At 70.3% G+C, this 13,384-nt stretch carries 15 protein-coding genes and 1 pseudogene; 3 read left to right on the top strand and 13 right to left on the bottom strand.

The window, feature by feature from the left end; all coding sequences use genetic code 11:
• Positions 1-93 precede the first annotated feature (93 nt).
• The 6 genes from ACIBEI_RS40375 to ACIBEI_RS40350 form a co-directional block, all read right to left on the bottom strand.
• The gene (locus ACIBEI_RS40375; RefSeq protein WP_398895689.1) at positions 94-2,106 is read right to left on the bottom strand and encodes a protein kinase; all 2,013 of its coding nucleotides are present in this window, start codon (positions 2,104-2,106) and stop codon (positions 94-96) included.
• A 233-nt stretch (positions 2,107-2,339) separates the two neighbouring features.
• Positions 2,340-2,771, bottom strand: a complete 432-nt coding sequence (locus tag ACIBEI_RS40370; RefSeq protein WP_398895688.1) for a peptidoglycan-binding protein — start codon at positions 2,769-2,771, stop codon at positions 2,340-2,342.
• A gap of 30 nt (positions 2,772-2,801) precedes the next feature.
• On the bottom strand, positions 2,802-3,203 hold the full coding sequence (locus ACIBEI_RS40365) for a peptidoglycan-binding protein (protein WP_398895686.1): 402 nt from the start codon (positions 3,201-3,203) through the stop codon (positions 2,802-2,804).
• 97 nt (positions 3,204-3,300) lie between these two features.
• Positions 3,301-3,777, bottom strand: coding sequence for a peptidoglycan-binding protein (locus ACIBEI_RS40360; protein ID WP_398895685.1), 477 nt, complete (start codon positions 3,775-3,777; stop codon positions 3,301-3,303).
• Positions 3,778-3,899: 122 nt separating this feature from the next.
• A complete protein-coding gene (locus ACIBEI_RS40355; RefSeq protein ID WP_398895684.1) occupies positions 3,900-4,268 on the bottom strand; it encodes an ATP-binding protein in 369 nt (122 codons plus the stop codon).
• The gene (locus ACIBEI_RS40350; protein ID WP_398895681.1) at positions 4,265-4,480 is read right to left on the bottom strand and encodes a hypothetical protein; all 216 of its coding nucleotides are present in this window, start codon (positions 4,478-4,480) and stop codon (positions 4,265-4,267) included. Before ACIBEI_RS40350 ends, ACIBEI_RS40355 begins: the two co-directional genes overlap by 4 nt.
• 118 nt (positions 4,481-4,598) lie before the next feature.
• Between ACIBEI_RS40350 and ACIBEI_RS40345 the strand changes: the two genes are divergently transcribed.
• Together ACIBEI_RS40345 and ACIBEI_RS40340 are read left to right on the top strand one after the other, a co-directional pair.
• Positions 4,599-5,453: a helix-turn-helix domain-containing protein gene (locus ACIBEI_RS40345; RefSeq protein ID WP_398895679.1), complete on the top strand. Its 855-nt coding sequence runs from the start codon at positions 4,599-4,601 to the stop codon at positions 5,451-5,453.
• The gene (locus tag ACIBEI_RS40340; RefSeq protein WP_398895676.1) at positions 5,434-5,712 is read left to right on the top strand and encodes a DUF397 domain-containing protein; all 279 of its coding nucleotides are present in this window, start codon (positions 5,434-5,436) and stop codon (positions 5,710-5,712) included. Before ACIBEI_RS40345 ends, ACIBEI_RS40340 begins: the two co-directional genes overlap by 20 nt.
• On the opposite strand, the gene ACIBEI_RS40335 is transcribed toward ACIBEI_RS40340, so the two are convergent.
• The 7 genes and pseudogenes from ACIBEI_RS40335 to ACIBEI_RS40305 all read right to left on the bottom strand — a co-directional run bounded on the left by ACIBEI_RS40335 (position 5,709) and on the right by ACIBEI_RS40305 (position 12,086).
• Positions 5,709-5,879: a hypothetical protein gene (locus ACIBEI_RS40335; RefSeq protein WP_398895675.1), complete on the bottom strand. Its 171-nt coding sequence runs from the start codon at positions 5,877-5,879 to the stop codon at positions 5,709-5,711. The genes ACIBEI_RS40340 and ACIBEI_RS40335 overlap by 4 nt on opposite strands.
• Positions 5,880-5,910: 31 nt before the next feature.
• Positions 5,911-7,341 carry a protein kinase gene (locus ACIBEI_RS40330; protein WP_398895674.1) on the bottom strand — a complete coding sequence of 477 codons (1,431 nt, stop codon included), beginning with the start codon at positions 7,339-7,341 and terminating at the stop codon, positions 5,911-5,913.
• Positions 7,338-8,076: pseudogene (locus ACIBEI_RS40325) on the bottom strand (FHA domain-containing protein). The gene ACIBEI_RS40330 and the pseudogene ACIBEI_RS40325 overlap by 4 nt, the downstream one beginning before the upstream one ends.
• A 263-nt stretch (positions 8,077-8,339) precedes the next feature.
• On the bottom strand, positions 8,340-8,753 hold the full coding sequence (locus ACIBEI_RS40320) for a hypothetical protein (protein ID WP_398895673.1): 414 nt from the start codon (positions 8,751-8,753) through the stop codon (positions 8,340-8,342).
• Positions 8,754-8,846: 93 nt separating this feature from the next.
• Positions 8,847-10,418 carry a serine/threonine protein kinase gene (locus ACIBEI_RS40315; RefSeq protein ID WP_398895672.1) on the bottom strand — a complete coding sequence of 524 codons (1,572 nt, stop codon included), beginning with the start codon at positions 10,416-10,418 and terminating at the stop codon, positions 8,847-8,849.
• Positions 10,415-11,257: an FHA domain-containing protein gene (locus ACIBEI_RS40310; protein WP_398895670.1), complete on the bottom strand. Its 843-nt coding sequence runs from the start codon at positions 11,255-11,257 to the stop codon at positions 10,415-10,417. The genes ACIBEI_RS40315 and ACIBEI_RS40310 overlap by 4 nt, the downstream gene beginning before the upstream one ends.
• Positions 11,258-11,447: 190 nt before the next feature.
• Positions 11,448-12,086: a hypothetical protein gene (locus ACIBEI_RS40305; protein ID WP_398895669.1), complete on the bottom strand. Its 639-nt coding sequence runs from the start codon at positions 12,084-12,086 to the stop codon at positions 11,448-11,450.
• Between the two features lie 303 nt (positions 12,087-12,389).
• Between ACIBEI_RS40305 and ACIBEI_RS40300 the strand changes: the two genes are divergently transcribed.
• Complete coding sequence (locus ACIBEI_RS40300) at positions 12,390-13,244, top strand: bifunctional methylenetetrahydrofolate dehydrogenase/methenyltetrahydrofolate cyclohydrolase (protein ID WP_143639212.1); 855 nt, start codon at positions 12,390-12,392, stop codon at positions 13,242-13,244.
• The last annotated feature ends 140 nt before the right edge of the window (positions 13,245-13,384 follow it).

The raw sequence follows: 13,384 nt of genomic DNA, 5'->3' as shown, positions 1-13,384 counted from the left end.
CCGCATGCGTGCGGTGGCCCGTCGGCCGTTCACCCAGGACACCGGCGGGCCGTTGTTGTCGTGTGTTGTGTCGTGTGTTGTCGTGTCGCGGTATCACGTTGAACCGCGCAGCGCGGCCCAGGTGTTGGGGCCGACCTGGCCGTCGACTTCCAGCCCCTTGTCGCTCTGGAAGGCCTTGACCGCCGCCGCGGTGTCTTTGCCGAACTGGCCGTCCACGCCCGCGCCGCCGACGCCGTAGCCGCGTTTGTCCAACATGCACTGCACCTGCACGACGCGCTGGCCCCTGTCGCCGGACTGCGTGAGCTGGGTGCCGGAGTAGTACGTGCACTGGGAGATCCACGGGGGTGTGGCCGGTTCGGCCGTGGTCCTGGTCGGAGCGGGTTCGCTTCCGCTGCTGCCATCGCCACCTCCGGATCCGGCACCTCCGGATCCGCCGCTGCCGTCGGCCGCGGTGGTCTCCGCCCGGGTGGGCTCGGCCTGCCCGGGGCCCTGACCGCCGTCGCCCTCTCTTTCACCTCCCGCTCCGGGGGCGTCGCCCTTGGTGCCACCGTCCTTGTCGTCCTTCTCCTCGCGGGACGGGGAAGGGAACGCCGAGGCGGAGGAGTCGGGCGACGGAGAGTTCTCCCGCTTCTCGGAGGCGGTCCGTTCGGCGGTCGGCGCGGGGGAGGCCGTGCCGGTGGTGCCCGGGCGGGTGAGCAGGAAGGCGCTCACGGCGACGGCGCACACGGCCAGCACCGCGGCGATGACCAAGTACGGCTTCCTGCGGCGCGTGACGACCGTTCCTCGGGCGGGGTCCGGGGCGGTGTCGGGTGCGGGGGCGGTGTCGGGTGGAGCGCCGGGGGCCGGGTTGCCTGTCGATGACCCGCCCTCCGGTGGCCCGCCCTCCGATGGCCCGCCTGCCGACGGGCTGTCGGCCGTGGCCGGGGCGGGCGTGGACGCTCCGTACGGGCTGACCGGAGTCGCAGGCGGGGGCCCGAAGGCGGGGAGGGGGGCGGGGTCGGGGCCGGGGGACGCCGTGCGCTGTACGGGCGCGCGGAAGTGGCCCAGCTGCTCCGCGGAGGCGCACTCCAGCACTTCGTTGGCCGCACGGCGGGCGAGCAGCAGTGAGCCGAGGGGTTCCTGCCACGTCGGTTCATGCGGCTCACGCGGTTCATGCGGTTCATGCGGCTCGCCAGGCCCACGTGGTTCATGCGGCTCGCACCCCGTACGGGGATGTGCCGGGGCGGCGTCGATCAGTTGCCGGGGCGTGGGCCGCCCGGCCGGGTCCTTGGACAAGCAGGCCAGGAGCAGCGCGGCCAGCGGGGGATCTGCCTCCGCCAGCTCGTCCATGATCTCGGACCTGGGCTCCTCGAAGGCGACCCGGTGCATGACGTCCACACCGGTGCCGTCGCCGAACGGGGCGCGTGCCGTGGCCGCGTAGACGAGGGTGCTCGCGAGCGAGAACACGTCGGAGGCGGTGTCGCAGCGGCCTTCCCTGAGGTACTCGGGGGACATGAAGGCGGGGGTGCCGACCCGGCTCCCTGTGGTGGTGATCGCGCTGCTGTCGGCGGCCTGCGAGATGCCGAAGTCGATCACGTGCGCGCCCCACGTGGAAAGGATCACGTTCGACGGTTTGAGGTCCCGGTGCACGATCCCGGCGGCGGCCAGCGCGGAGAGGGCCTGCCCCAGCTCGCCGACCAGCCGCCACACGCCCGCCGGTTCGAGCCCGCCGCACTCGCGGGTTGCTTCCGCGAGGTTGAGGCCGGGCACGTACTGCGTGGCCATCCAGAGCAGCTCGTCCTGGAAGCCGGTGCCCAGTAATCGCGGCGCGTGCGGGGTCCGGACCCGGCCGTGCACGGCGGCCTCGCGCTCGAACCGTCGCCGGAAGTCGGCGTCCTCGGCGTACTCGGGCCGGATCACCTTCACCGCGGCGAGACCCGAGCCGTCGTCGGCGGGCCGTGCCAGATAGACCCGCCCCATCCCGCCCTTGCCGAGCAGCCCGAGCGACACGTAGGGCCCGATGCGAGCGGGGTCCTTCGGCCGTAGGCGACCGGCCCCCGCTTGCTCCAACGCGGCGTCGCCGGACTCCGGAGAGTACGGCGACGTGGGCCGCTGGTCGTCCGACATGGGTCCCCCGATGTGCTGTTCTTCCGCAGCCGTTCGTTCACAAATGGCTTGTACGCCACCCCAGTTGACACGAGGCTATCGCGGGTCCCGTACGCCGCGCGGCTTCTCGGGCTTCACGGCGGCTCTGTGGAGGGCGGTGCGGAAACAGCCGACCGCGGTGATCACGAACGATCACCGCGGCCGTATGCGCTGATGCGATGGGGATTGGCTTCACGTGGTGTCGACTGCGCCCGTTACGGGAGGGTCCCGCAGTGGCCGGTGGTGCTGCGCCAGCGCAGCTTGTCGCGGGTATTCGGGCCGTACACGCCGTCGGCTTCGAGGCCCAGGTTGCCCTGCACGATCTTCAGTTCCTGTTCGGTGATCGGCCCGAAGTCGCTGTCGGCCTCCACCTTGGTCCGGCCGTGGCAGTAGCGAAGAGCGCTCTGGATCGCCTTCACGTGGGTTCCGTAGGCTCCCCGCCCGGTGATGCAGTTGTCGGTGCTGCCGTACGCGGGGATGTTGGCCAGTTCGTGATCGCCTCCGTTGACGAAGCGGCCGAGCGTCTTGTTGCACCAGTAGTCCGCGGCGGAGGCCGGAGCTGTGGTACCGGCCACTCCGAGTCCGGCCAGCAGCATCACGCCGGCGGCGATTCCTGCCTTGGCGCGCGGTGGGCGGAACTTCTTCATTCGGTCTCCCGGTGGTCGGCGGTCAAGGGGTCAGAGCTCAACGCACCTGTAGGAGCCGATGAGGCTGAACTCCCACTTGAGGTTGTCGCGCGACTGAGTGCCGTACTCGCCGTCCACGCCGATGTTCTCTTTGTCCTGCGCGTATTTGAGCGCAGCCTCGGTAGCGGGGCCGAAGATTCCGTCGATGCTCAGGCTCCGGCCGTAGCAGACGTTCAGCGACCGCTGGAGCATGCCGACCGCGGTGCTGTTCGCACCTCGGTCCATGTAGCAGTTGGAGCTCCTGTTGTACGACGGGATGTAGGCGGTGTACGTCTTGCCGTTGAACGACTTTGTCTTCGACACGTAGTTGTTGCAGTAGCCGTCGTAGGCGGCGGCGGGCGAAGCGGTGGCCACACCGAGCCCCAGCCCCGACAGGAGCATGGCCCCAGCCACGAGACCTGCTTTCGGGCGCGCAATCCTGAACATCCTCATGCGATTCTTCTCCCCGTTTGTCCGGTCGGCCGACGTACTGGTGGCCCGGTCGTCTCCGTCAGACACCGATGTGGATGACGTCTCCCAGCCGGGCGCAGCCCCAGCGGGAGCCGTTCTGCTGATCCCAGTACCACTTGAGGCCCTTGCGTGATTCGGTGCCGTACTTGCCGTCCACGCCGAGGTCTTCCTTGTCCTGCGCGTATTCGAGCGCCGTCTCGGTGGCGGGGCCGAAGTCGCCGTCGACGTCCAGGCTTCGGCCGTAGCACTTGTTCAGCGATGTCTGGAGTGCCTCGACCGCCTTGCTGTTCGCACCCCGGTTCATGTAGCAGTCCATGGTGCTGTTGTAGGCAGGGATCTTCGCGTGGAAGACGAAGCTGACGGAGCCGAGTGCGCTCGACCTGGTCACCGACTTGTTGCAGTAGCCCGCGTAGGCGGCGGCCGGTGTCGCGGTGGCCAGGCTGAGTCCGACGCCGGACAGCAGGACGGCGGAAGCGGAGATTCCAGCTTTGACGCGCAGAGTGTGCAAGGTTTTCATGTCGTCCCTCGTTCGGTCGGCGCGCCGGCCCCCTGGCGGCGCCCGGACCACATTGCTGGAAGTGAGGAGCGGCGGGAACCTGAAACTTTCCAGGGTTGCCCGAACATCATGTGCATCCCGCATCATGTGCCTCCCGGAAATTCGCACCACACGGTCTTGCCACCGGGTGTCTGCTCCACGCCCCAGCGCACCGCGACCGCGTCGAGCAGGAGGAGCCCGCGGCCGGTCTCGTCGTCGGCGGTGGCCCGGCGGAGGATGAGCCAGGAGTGCGGGTCCGGGTCGGTTACCTCCAGGCGGGTACGGCCGCCCTCGTGGATGAGTCGCACCGAGACCGGGGTCTCCTCGCCGAGGTGGACGATCACGTTCGTCAATAACTCGCTTGCGCAGAGCTGCACTTCGGGGCAGGGGACGCCAAGGTGTTCGCGCACGGCGCGACGGACCTCCGGCACGGCTTTGGGGACGGCGAGCAGGTCGAGGGCGAGCGGTTTCACCGGGCGGCTGCCTTGCGGAGGGCGATGGCCAGGGCCTGGGCGGTGGCCAGATTGCAGTTGCCGAGAGCGACGAGGTGCGGGGCGGCGTAGACGGCGGCGAAGGACGTCGACTCGATGCCGAGGGAGGGCAGGGTGATGCCGTTCTCTTCCAGCGCGGTGCGGAGTTGTTCCACGCAGGCGTGTACGTCGTCGGGGGCGGCGGAGTCGGTCATGGGGGGAAACGCCTTCCTGTGCGGTGCGTGACGAACTCATCACACATTGGCGTCGGGCGGCGTACCGTAAAAGGGTTTTGGGGTCCACGGCACCGGGTGTGGAAGCAGGTGGTCAACGGTGGCTGCGCGCAAGGACATCGACGGTTCGGCGAGCGTTCCGGAGTTCTACGGCAAGGAGTTGCGGTGGAAGCGGGAGCAGGCGGGGCTCACGTTGGAGGGGGTGGTGGAGGGTTCGTTCTACGCGCCGACCTATCTGAGTGAGATCGAGCGTGGGCAGCGGCGTATGCCGGAGGACTTGGCGCATCACGCCGACCGGGTGCTGAAGACGGACGGCTTCTTCGGGCGACGGTGCGAGGACGTACGGAAGGCGAAGAGGAAGGGGCACGCGGGGTACTTCGAGCGGATCTTGGAGGCGGAGAAGCACTCGGAGACCATCGAGGAGTGGTGTCCCGCCGTTCTCCCCGGCTTGCTGCAGACGGCTGCCTACGCACGGACGCTGGTCCAGGCGGCACACCCGAGGGCGTCGGACGAAGAGGTGGCGGAGAAGGTCAACGCCCGGATGGCGCGGGCGCGCCTCTTCGAGGACGATCACAAAGTCCCCGAGTACTGGGCGATCCTGCACGAGTCGATCCTGCGCCATCCCATCCTCCCGCCCGAGGAGACGGCCGAACAGCTCGACCGCATCGCGGCGTTGGCGCGGCGTCGGCGGATCGTTCCACAGGTCCTGCCGTGGAACAGCGGGGCGTATCCGCTCATGCTCGGCGGAGCCAAGGTCATGACCTTCCCTGACGCCCCGCCCCTCGTGTACACCGAGTCCTCGTACAGCGGCGACACCATCGACGATCCGGCCCTCGTGAAGCAGTACCGCAAGTCGTACGATCTGCTCAGGGCCGCCGCACTGCCGCCTGAGGCGTCCCTCGCCATGATCGAGGACGCGGCAGAGGACTATCGAAATGGCAAGCGAGCAGATTGACTTGAGCGCCGCCGTCTGGCGCAAGAGCAGCCATAGCAACGGTGATGGCGGGGAGTGCGTCGAGGTGGCCGAGGGCTTCGTCGGCGCCGCCGGCTGGCGCAAGAGCACCTACAGCAACGGCGACGGCGGGGACTGCGTCGAGGTCCGCGACGGTCTCCCCGGTGTCGTCCCCGTCCGGGACTCCAAGAACCCGCAGGGACCCGCCCTCGTGTTCCCCGCCCGCGCCTGGGCGGAGTTCATCGGGTCCCTCCGGAGTTAGCCGGCCCCCACGTCCCGCTCGTACGGTTGCCAGGTGCGGCTCTGCCCGGCGTACGCGGCGATCCGTGTCGTGCCCGTGTCCGTCGCCGTGCAGGTGAGGAGCATCGTCGGAGAGGTCTGGGCGGCGAAGAGACCGGTGCGGCCCTGGCAGTCGGCCACCGGGGCCATGGGCTCCGCCGACTGGGGCGCGTTGAGGGTGTCAGTCCGCGGCCCCGTCCCCGCAGTGCTCGATCCACCTGTGGGACAGGGGCGCGTAGGTGCCCGCCAGGTTGCCCTGGGCGCGTTGGGCCGTGCAGCCGGTCCGGTTGCGCGAGTTCTCGCGGGTGATGTCCTCGCCGACCGGGGTGAAGTCACGGCCCCGGTAGTAGGCCACACCGGCGAGCCCCGTCGCCTCGTCGCCGTTGTTGAAGATCGACTTCACCGGGCGGCCGCGGGTCCACGCGCACGTCTCGGCGCCCGACAGCCAGTCCTTGTCGTCCCCCTTCCAACCGCACATCTCACCCGTGCCGTTCGGCTCGCTGAAGAAGCAGACGGACCCGAAGGGGCAGCGGTGGTATCCGTACGTCGGTCCGTCGTCCCGCATCGTGTACGCGACAGTCCCGGCCACCGCCAGTATCGCCGCCGCCAGGCCGGTCGCGAGGGCGGGGCGGCGCCATCTGCGGGGCCGGAGCCGGGGCAGGCGAGGTGAGCGGGCCGTCCCCGCGGCTTGTTCCACCCGGCGCAGGAGCGAGGCCGTGTCGGTGGTGCGCGCCGTGCGTTCCTCGTGCGTGGGTGCCAGGCAGTCGGCGACGATCTCCCGCCAGTCCGGGGGGAGGTCGGGGGACAGCCGTAACTCCTCGTCGCCGCGCGCGTAGCGTACGGTCGCGTCGCAGCGGGCCTCCGTCGTGCCCCCGGGCAGGGGAAAGGTGCCGGTCAGGACGAGGTGGGCCAGGACGCCGAAGGCCCAGACGTCGGCGGTGGGGCGGATCTGGGTGCCGCGTTCGCTGACCTCGGACCAGAGGAGTTCGGGCGGGGTGTAGTCGGGGGTGGAGAAGGCGGGCGCGTACGCGTGGGTGCCCTCCAGCTCGGCGGCCATGTTGAAGTCCGCGAGCCGTGCCGAACCGTCCTTCATGAGCAGCACGTTGGCGGGCTTGAGGTCGCCGTGCACCCAGCCCGCACGGTGCAGTTGGTGCAGCCCCTCGCAGACCTGGGCCAGCAGGGCGGGCCCGGAGCCGGGGGTGGGGAACCGGTCCAGCAACTCGGCCAGGGAACCCTCGGCCCGTTCCAGTACGAGGACCGTGGCGCCGTCGAGTTCGGGGTGGCCCGGGTCGTCGACCGTGAGCGCCTGGTACATCCGGATCAACCGTGGAGAACGCAGCCGATTCAGCAACTCCTGTTCCCGGTGGGCCAGTTCACGGAGATGGTGGAGCTGGCGCGGGGTTCGGGTGCCGGTCGGCAGGAACTTCAGGGCGGCATCCCGGGGTACCGGGCCGGTTCCGTCGTCGGTCAGGTCGCCCGGGGCGTTCCCGTCGCCGATGCGCCTGGCCGCGTAGACACTGCCGAACGCGCCGGAGGCGAGCGGCTCGTGGACCTCCCAGGGGCCCACCCGGTAGCCCTTCGGGACCGGAACGGTGCAGACGTCTCCGGTCACTGGGCCACCTCGCTCGGGGCCGCCGCGAGGACGACGAGATCGTCCTCCCGCACGAGGTCGAAACGGAGCGCGAGCGAGACCAGCGAGTCCTTCTTGCCGTAGCGGCGCGGGCCGGGTCCGGCCGTTTCGGGAGCCGACCGCAGACGTAGCTTGACCGCCAGGTAGTCGATGTTCCAGTACACGGAGGAGCGGTTCGCCGCGGGCCAGGTGGGCCGCAGACGCTCAACGAGCTGGTCGACGGTTGGGAGCGGAGCGTGCGGTTCGCCGCGCAGCCGGGGTTCGCACAGGGCACTCAGCACGGCGAAGTACCGCTTGGTGCGGTCGAGGGCGAAGGCCGGAGCCGTGAGGGCGCCGGAGAACCCGGAGCCGGCGGCGCCGCGGTAAGTGTGGCGCGGCGCCCAGACGTCGAAGCTGAGCAGGTCACCCGCGGCGGGCAGCACCACGCGCGAGAACTCGAACGACACGGGCGCGTCCACGCGGCGAGGCGCCACCTTGATGTGCTCGCCCGCGCCCTCCGGGTTCTCGACCACATACGTCTGGTCCCGGCTGAGGTTGCTCAGAATCCAGAAGGCGCGGTGTGCGGTGATCTCCGGCGATCCGGGAGACCCCCTCGTGTGCGATCGCGAGTCCGTTACCGGTTTCGGACCGGCCGAAGGCCAGCCGCTCGCCGGCGGAGAGTCTGATCTGGTCACCCGCTCCGGCGCCCTGCGGCGGCACCACGATGACGCTGTACATGGAGTAGTCCCCCTGCCCCTAGTCCAACAGACGTCAGAGTAGGGGGAGTTCCCGGGGGTATGTCCCGGCGGCGCGACGAGGACGCGGCCGAGGAAAGAGCAACGTGCGAGGAACATCCGGACAGTTCACTTTGCGTTTGCTTGTGGTTCACTCCGTGGTCCGGTCGGAAGCGGGCGGCCCGTCCCCGGTGGATGTGGGAGGACATGACGGCGGCCTCCGGCCCTCCCCCGAGGGAACCGGAGACCGCCGCCGGGCGAAGGACGTCAGCAGGTGCGCAGCCCCGGAATCGGCTGCCAGTTGCCGCCGCCCGAGACCTTGGTCGCCGGGAACCAGCCCCAGGCCCGGTGCGTGCTGCCGGTGTCACCCTGGGTGTAGAGCCACCAGTCGTTGCGGGCGCTGCCGACGGGCGGGTTGTTGTAGCCCGGCGTCTTCGTCTGGCAGACGAACCAGTTGTCGCCCGCGTACAGATCGCCGATCTTGTTGCGGTGCCAGATGATGTCGCCACTCTGGTAGTTGTGGCAGTAGCGGGCGGAGTACGTGCGGCCTTCGGGGTCCGTCTTCGTGCCGGCGTTGCCCCAGCAGCCGTTCGGTGCCGCCGATGCGCTCGCCGGAGCCAGCATGATCGCTCCGGAGGCCAGTACCGCCGCGGCGCCGAGTGAGGCCAGAGTGCGCTTCATGGTGTGTGTCCCTCCTGGTGTCGCCACCCCCGTAGGTGGACGACTCCACCCTCGTGCGGGAGGGCGGGGAGGGGTACCTCGGAAGTCTCAGGGTCACTTCTTCCCCGCGGGCGTGTACTCCTTGAGGTAGTGAGCGACGCGGGCGGCGTAGTCGCGGTACTTCGGGGGAACACCGGCCGCGTCGTTCACCTTCTCGTACGACGTCCGGTAGGCGGCCGCGATCAGCACGCGGTGGTCGCCGTCGAGCTTCGGATCGAGTCGTGGCGCGATCCAGCACAGGTATCTGCTCATGGCGGGGATGGACTCGGCGGGGGAGAAGGGCGGCTTCGGGATCGTCTTGGCGGTGACGCCGTCGGACCGGATCCACCAGCGCAGCACCCGCGGGGTCCAACGGGCGATGCCGTACTCGTCGTTGGCGGGGTCGGACAGACCCGGGTCGAAGTCGCTCTCCACCTTCAGCATGGCGGCGAGGAGCGCCGGGGTGACCTCCTCCTGCACACAGTCGTGCGCGGAGTCGACGATCAGCGGCCGGTGGACGGCCGGTACGCCCTTGTCGGTACGGAGTTCGCCGGCGCCGTACGACGCCTGGACCACCTTCTCGGTCGCGGAGGCGTTTCCCGCGCCCCCCTCCGAGCCGCTCCCGCCGTCGCCCGCCCAGGTGGTGATGCCGTACGCGAGCCCCGAGACGGCGACCGTGGCGGCCGCGGCCGCGAGGACCAGCGTCGAGCGGCGTCCTCCGCGCCGCGCGCGCAGCCTCGGCAGACGGGGGGACGGGCTGGTGCCGGCCGCCTCCTCCACCCGCCGCAACAGCGCCTCGGCGGAGATCCGTTCCGTGTGCGTACGGGCCAGACAGTCCCGCACGATCTCCCGCCAGCCGTCCGGCAGTTGAGGAGACAGCCGTAGTTCGTCCGTGCCGCGCGCGTACCGGACCGCCGCGTCCCGGCGGGCCGAGGGGGTGCCTCCCGGCAGCGGGAACGTGTCGGTGAGGACGAGATGGGCGAGGACGCCGAAGGCCCAGATGTCGGCCGAGGGGCGGATCTGGCGGCCGCGTTCACCGATCTCGGACCAGAGGAGTTCGGGCGGGGTGTAGTCGGGGGTGGAGAAGGCGGGGGTGTAGGCGTGGGTGCCCTCCAGCTCGGCGGCCATGTTGAAGTCGGCGAGCCGGGCCGAACCGTCCTTCATCAGCAGCACGTTGGCGGGCTTGAGGTCGCCGTGGACCCAGCCGGCGCTGTGCAGCTGCGCCAGCCCTTCACAGGTCTGCGCGAGCAGCGCGGGGCCCTGCGGCGGGTGCGGGGAGCGGTCCAGCAGGGTGGCCAGGGAACCCTCGGCCCGTTCCAGTACGAGGACGGTGGCGCCGTCGAGTTCGGGGTGGCCCGGGTCGTCGACGGTGAGGGTCTCGTACATCCGGATGAGCCGCGGGCGCGTGAGTCTTCGGTGCAACTCGACCTCGCGCTCGGCGAGTTCACGCAGATGCGTCAGCTGACGGGGCGTACCAGTGCCGGTGGGCAGGAACTTCAGCGCGGCCGACTTCGGCAGGCCCTCGCGCGGCTGGGCGCACCGGGCCTCGTAGACGCTGCCGAACGCGCCCGTGGCGATCGGGTCCCGCACCTCCCAGGACCCCACCCGGTACCCCTTGGGTACCGAGACCGCGTACGCCTCGGTCACCGCGCCGCCCGGCTCGCCGGCCTTGTCAGGACGAGCAGGTCGTCCTCCCGTACGAGATCGAAACGCAGGGCGAGGGAGACCAGGGACTCCTTCTTGCCGTTGAGGCGAGGGCCCGTGTCCGCCGTGTCGGGGCCCGGCTTGAGGCGCAGTTTCACGGCGAGGTAGTCGATGTTCCACTGGACCGAGGTGCGGGACGCGGCGGGCCAGTGGGGCCGCAGCCGCTCCACGACCTGGTCGACCGTGGGCAGCGGGGCGTGCGGTTCACCGCGCAGCCGGGGCTCGCAGAGGGCGGCGAGGACCGCGAAGTACCGCTTGGTGCGGTCGACGGAGAACGCGGGCGTGGTCGTCGCCCCGTCCAGGCCCTCCGGGGAGCGCAGATAGTCGTGGCGGGGTGCCCACACCTCGATGGACAGCAGGTCGCCCGCCGCCGGGAGCACGATCCGGGAGAACTCGAAGGGGACCGGCGCGTCCAGCCTGCCGGGTCCGACCTTGATGTGCTCACCCGCGCCCTCCGGGTTCTCCACCACGTACGTCTGGTGGGCCGAGAGGTTGCTCAGTACCCAGAACGCGCCCTGCGCGGTGATCTCCCCGGCCTTCCGGGAGACGCCTTCGTGTGCGATCGCAAGCCCGTTGCCGTTCGCGGAACGGCCGAAGGGCAGCCGCTCGCCGGGTGCGAGCCGGATCTGGGGGCTGGCGGGTTTCGCGCCGTACGTCCCGGTGCGCGTCCCGCCGTGTGCGGCGCCGTATGCGCTGCCGTACGTGCTGCCGTACGTGCTGCCGTACGTGCCGCTGTGTTCGTCCTCCGTGGTCGGCGGAGGTACCACGATGATGCTGTACAAGGCCGTTCTCCCCGTCCCGCTCCCCGTTCCCGGTCCCGCACGCGGTTACGGCATCAGGGTATGGGGACGCGGCAGGGCCGTGTCCCCCCTCAGCGGGGTGAAACACGGCCCTTGGCGTGAATGGCGTGAACGTGCCGTTCCGGAGCCGGAGCCCGGGGGCTCCGGGGTCGGTGCCGCGCGGGCTCCGAGGTCAGTACCGCGGGCGGTTGAACCATGCCGAGGCGGCGCCGTTCACCATCGAGGCGAGGATGATGCCGGCGATGGCGAGGGAGATGAGCCCGCCGAAGGTGCCGGAACCGCCCGCGCCCTGCACGGTGTTGACGAGACCGCCGAGGATCATCAGCGACGCGTACACGATCGTCGTGATGCGGATCCCGCTGCCGCCGTTCTTGAACTTGACGCCGAGGAAGATGGACAGGGCGCCAAGGCCCACCAGGATCGCGGCGGCGAGGAAGCCGAGGCCGGCGAGGGTGTCGGTGTCGTCACCGCTGCCGACGCCGTTCGACACGTCCTGGACGGCGCCGACGGCGATGCCCGCGATGATGCCGAACAGGATCTGGAGACCGGCCAGGATGAACAGCAGGACGCGCGCGGTCTTCATCAGACCGGGCATCTCGATGGCCATGTTGTTGCCGCCCGGGTAACCGGGATAGCCCGGCTGCTGCGGGTAGCCGTAACCGGGCTGCTGCGGCGGGGCGCCCTGCGGGTAGCCGTAACCGGGCTGGCCCTGCGGAGGGTAGCCGGGCTGGCCCTGGGGAGGCTGGGGCGGGTATCCGGGCTGCTGGCCCTGCGGCGGACCGTAGGGGTTGTTCGGGTCGCCAAAACTCATGGCGCTTTCCTCCGTCGTTGCGTAAGTGCGGGGACGACGCGGCACATTTCGGAGGAAAGTTCTACAGATGCGGTTCGTCCCCCCGGTACTGTCCGCGGCACTGTGCCGCTCATCGTCCTTAACGCGTCGCTTATTTGTCCAGCCGGATACCGCGTGTGTTGTGCAAGTGCAACATCGCCGATCATGGGCGCGGGCCGGACGGCGACCGGACGGAGCGTGCCGGGGAGGTCCGCCGGGAAGGCCGGAAGTGGCTGTGGAGGGCCGGATTGGAACCAGGGCCCGGTCATCCGCGAGGATGGGGACATGACCGCCCAGATTCTCGATGGCAAGGCCACCGCAGCCGCGATCAAGTCCGATCTGACCGTCCGCGTGGCGGCCCTGAGGGAGAAGGGCATCACGCCCGGCCTCGGAACCGTCCTGGTGGGCGACGACCCCGGCAGCCAGAAGTACGTCGCGGGCAAGCACCGCGACTGCGCCCAGGTCGGTATCGCCTCGATCCAGCGGGAACTGCCCGCGACCGCCACGCAGGAGGAGATCGAGGCGGTCGTCCGCGAGCTCAACGAGGACCCGGCCTGCACCGGTTACATCGTCCAGCTGCCGCTCCCCAAGGGCATCGACGAGAACCGCATCCTGGAACTGATGGACCCGGACAAGGACGCGGACGGGCTCCATCCGATGAACCTCGGCCGCCTCGTCCTGAACGAGCCGGCCCCGCTGCCCTGCACCCCCAACGGCGTCCTGACCCTCCTACGGCAGTACGGCGTGGAGATCAAGGGTGCCGAGGTCGTGGTCGTCGGCCGTGGCGTGACGATCGGCCGCCCGATGCCGTTGCTGCTCACCCGCCGCTCCGAGAACGCGACGGTGACGCAGTGCCACACCGGCACCCGCGACCTCGCCTCGCACCTGCGCCGGGCCGACATCATCGTCGCCGCCGCGGGTTCCGCGCACCTGATCCGCCCCGAGGACGTGAAGCCCGGGGCGGCCGTCCTCGATGTCGGCGTCTCGCGCAGCGCCGAGGGCAAGATCGTGGGCGACGTCCACCCCGGTGTCGCCGAGGTCGCCGCCTGGATCTCCCCGAACCCCGGCGGGGTGGGCCCGATGACCCGCGCCCAGCTCCTCGTCAACGTGGTCGAGGCGGCGGAACGCAGTGCCGGCTGACCGGGCCGCCACCGGGCGGGACAGCGAGGCGGACACATCCGCGAACACGGACACGGCCGCGAACACGGACACGGCCGCGAACACGGCCGCGAGCGCGGATACGTCCGCGAAGGCGGATACGTCGACGAGGGCGGATGCGT

This window comes from Streptomyces sp. NPDC050988 (assembly GCF_044456225.1).
Classification (GTDB): Bacteria; Actinomycetota; Actinomycetes; order Streptomycetales; family Streptomycetaceae; genus Streptomyces.
Note: the sequence above shows the minus strand (reverse complement) of the source record. Positions and strands in the feature narration are given on the sequence as shown.

Bases quoted from the DNA above. Each gene is read 5' to 3' on its own strand.
- ACIBEI_RS40335 (WP_398895675.1), bottom strand. From the start codon at position 5,879: ATGGCCCCGGTGGCCGACTGCCAGGGCCGCACCGGTCTCTTCGCCGCC.
- ACIBEI_RS40370 (WP_398895688.1), bottom strand. From the start codon at position 2,771: ATGAAGAAGTTCCGCCCACCGCGCGCCAAGGCAGGAATCGCCGCCGGC.
- ACIBEI_RS40340 (WP_398895676.1), top strand. From the start codon at position 5,434: ATGGCAAGCGAGCAGATTGACTTGAGCGCCGCCGTCTGGCGCAAGAGC.
- ACIBEI_RS40375 (WP_398895689.1), bottom strand. From the start codon at position 2,106: ATGTCGGACGACCAGCGGCCCACGTCGCCGTACTCTCCGGAGTCCGGC.
- ACIBEI_RS40300 (WP_143639212.1), top strand. From the start codon at position 12,390: ATGACCGCCCAGATTCTCGATGGCAAGGCCACCGCAGCCGCGATCAAG.
- ACIBEI_RS40360 (WP_398895685.1), bottom strand. From the start codon at position 3,777: ATGAAAACCTTGCACACTCTGCGCGTCAAAGCTGGAATCTCCGCTTCC.
- ACIBEI_RS40305 (WP_398895669.1), bottom strand. From the start codon at position 12,086: ATGAGTTTTGGCGACCCGAACAACCCCTACGGTCCGCCGCAGGGCCAG.
- ACIBEI_RS40320 (WP_398895673.1), bottom strand. From the start codon at position 8,753: ATGAAGCGCACTCTGGCCTCACTCGGCGCCGCGGCGGTACTGGCCTCC.
- ACIBEI_RS40350 (WP_398895681.1), bottom strand. From the start codon at position 4,480: ATGACCGACTCCGCCGCCCCCGACGACGTACACGCCTGCGTGGAACAA.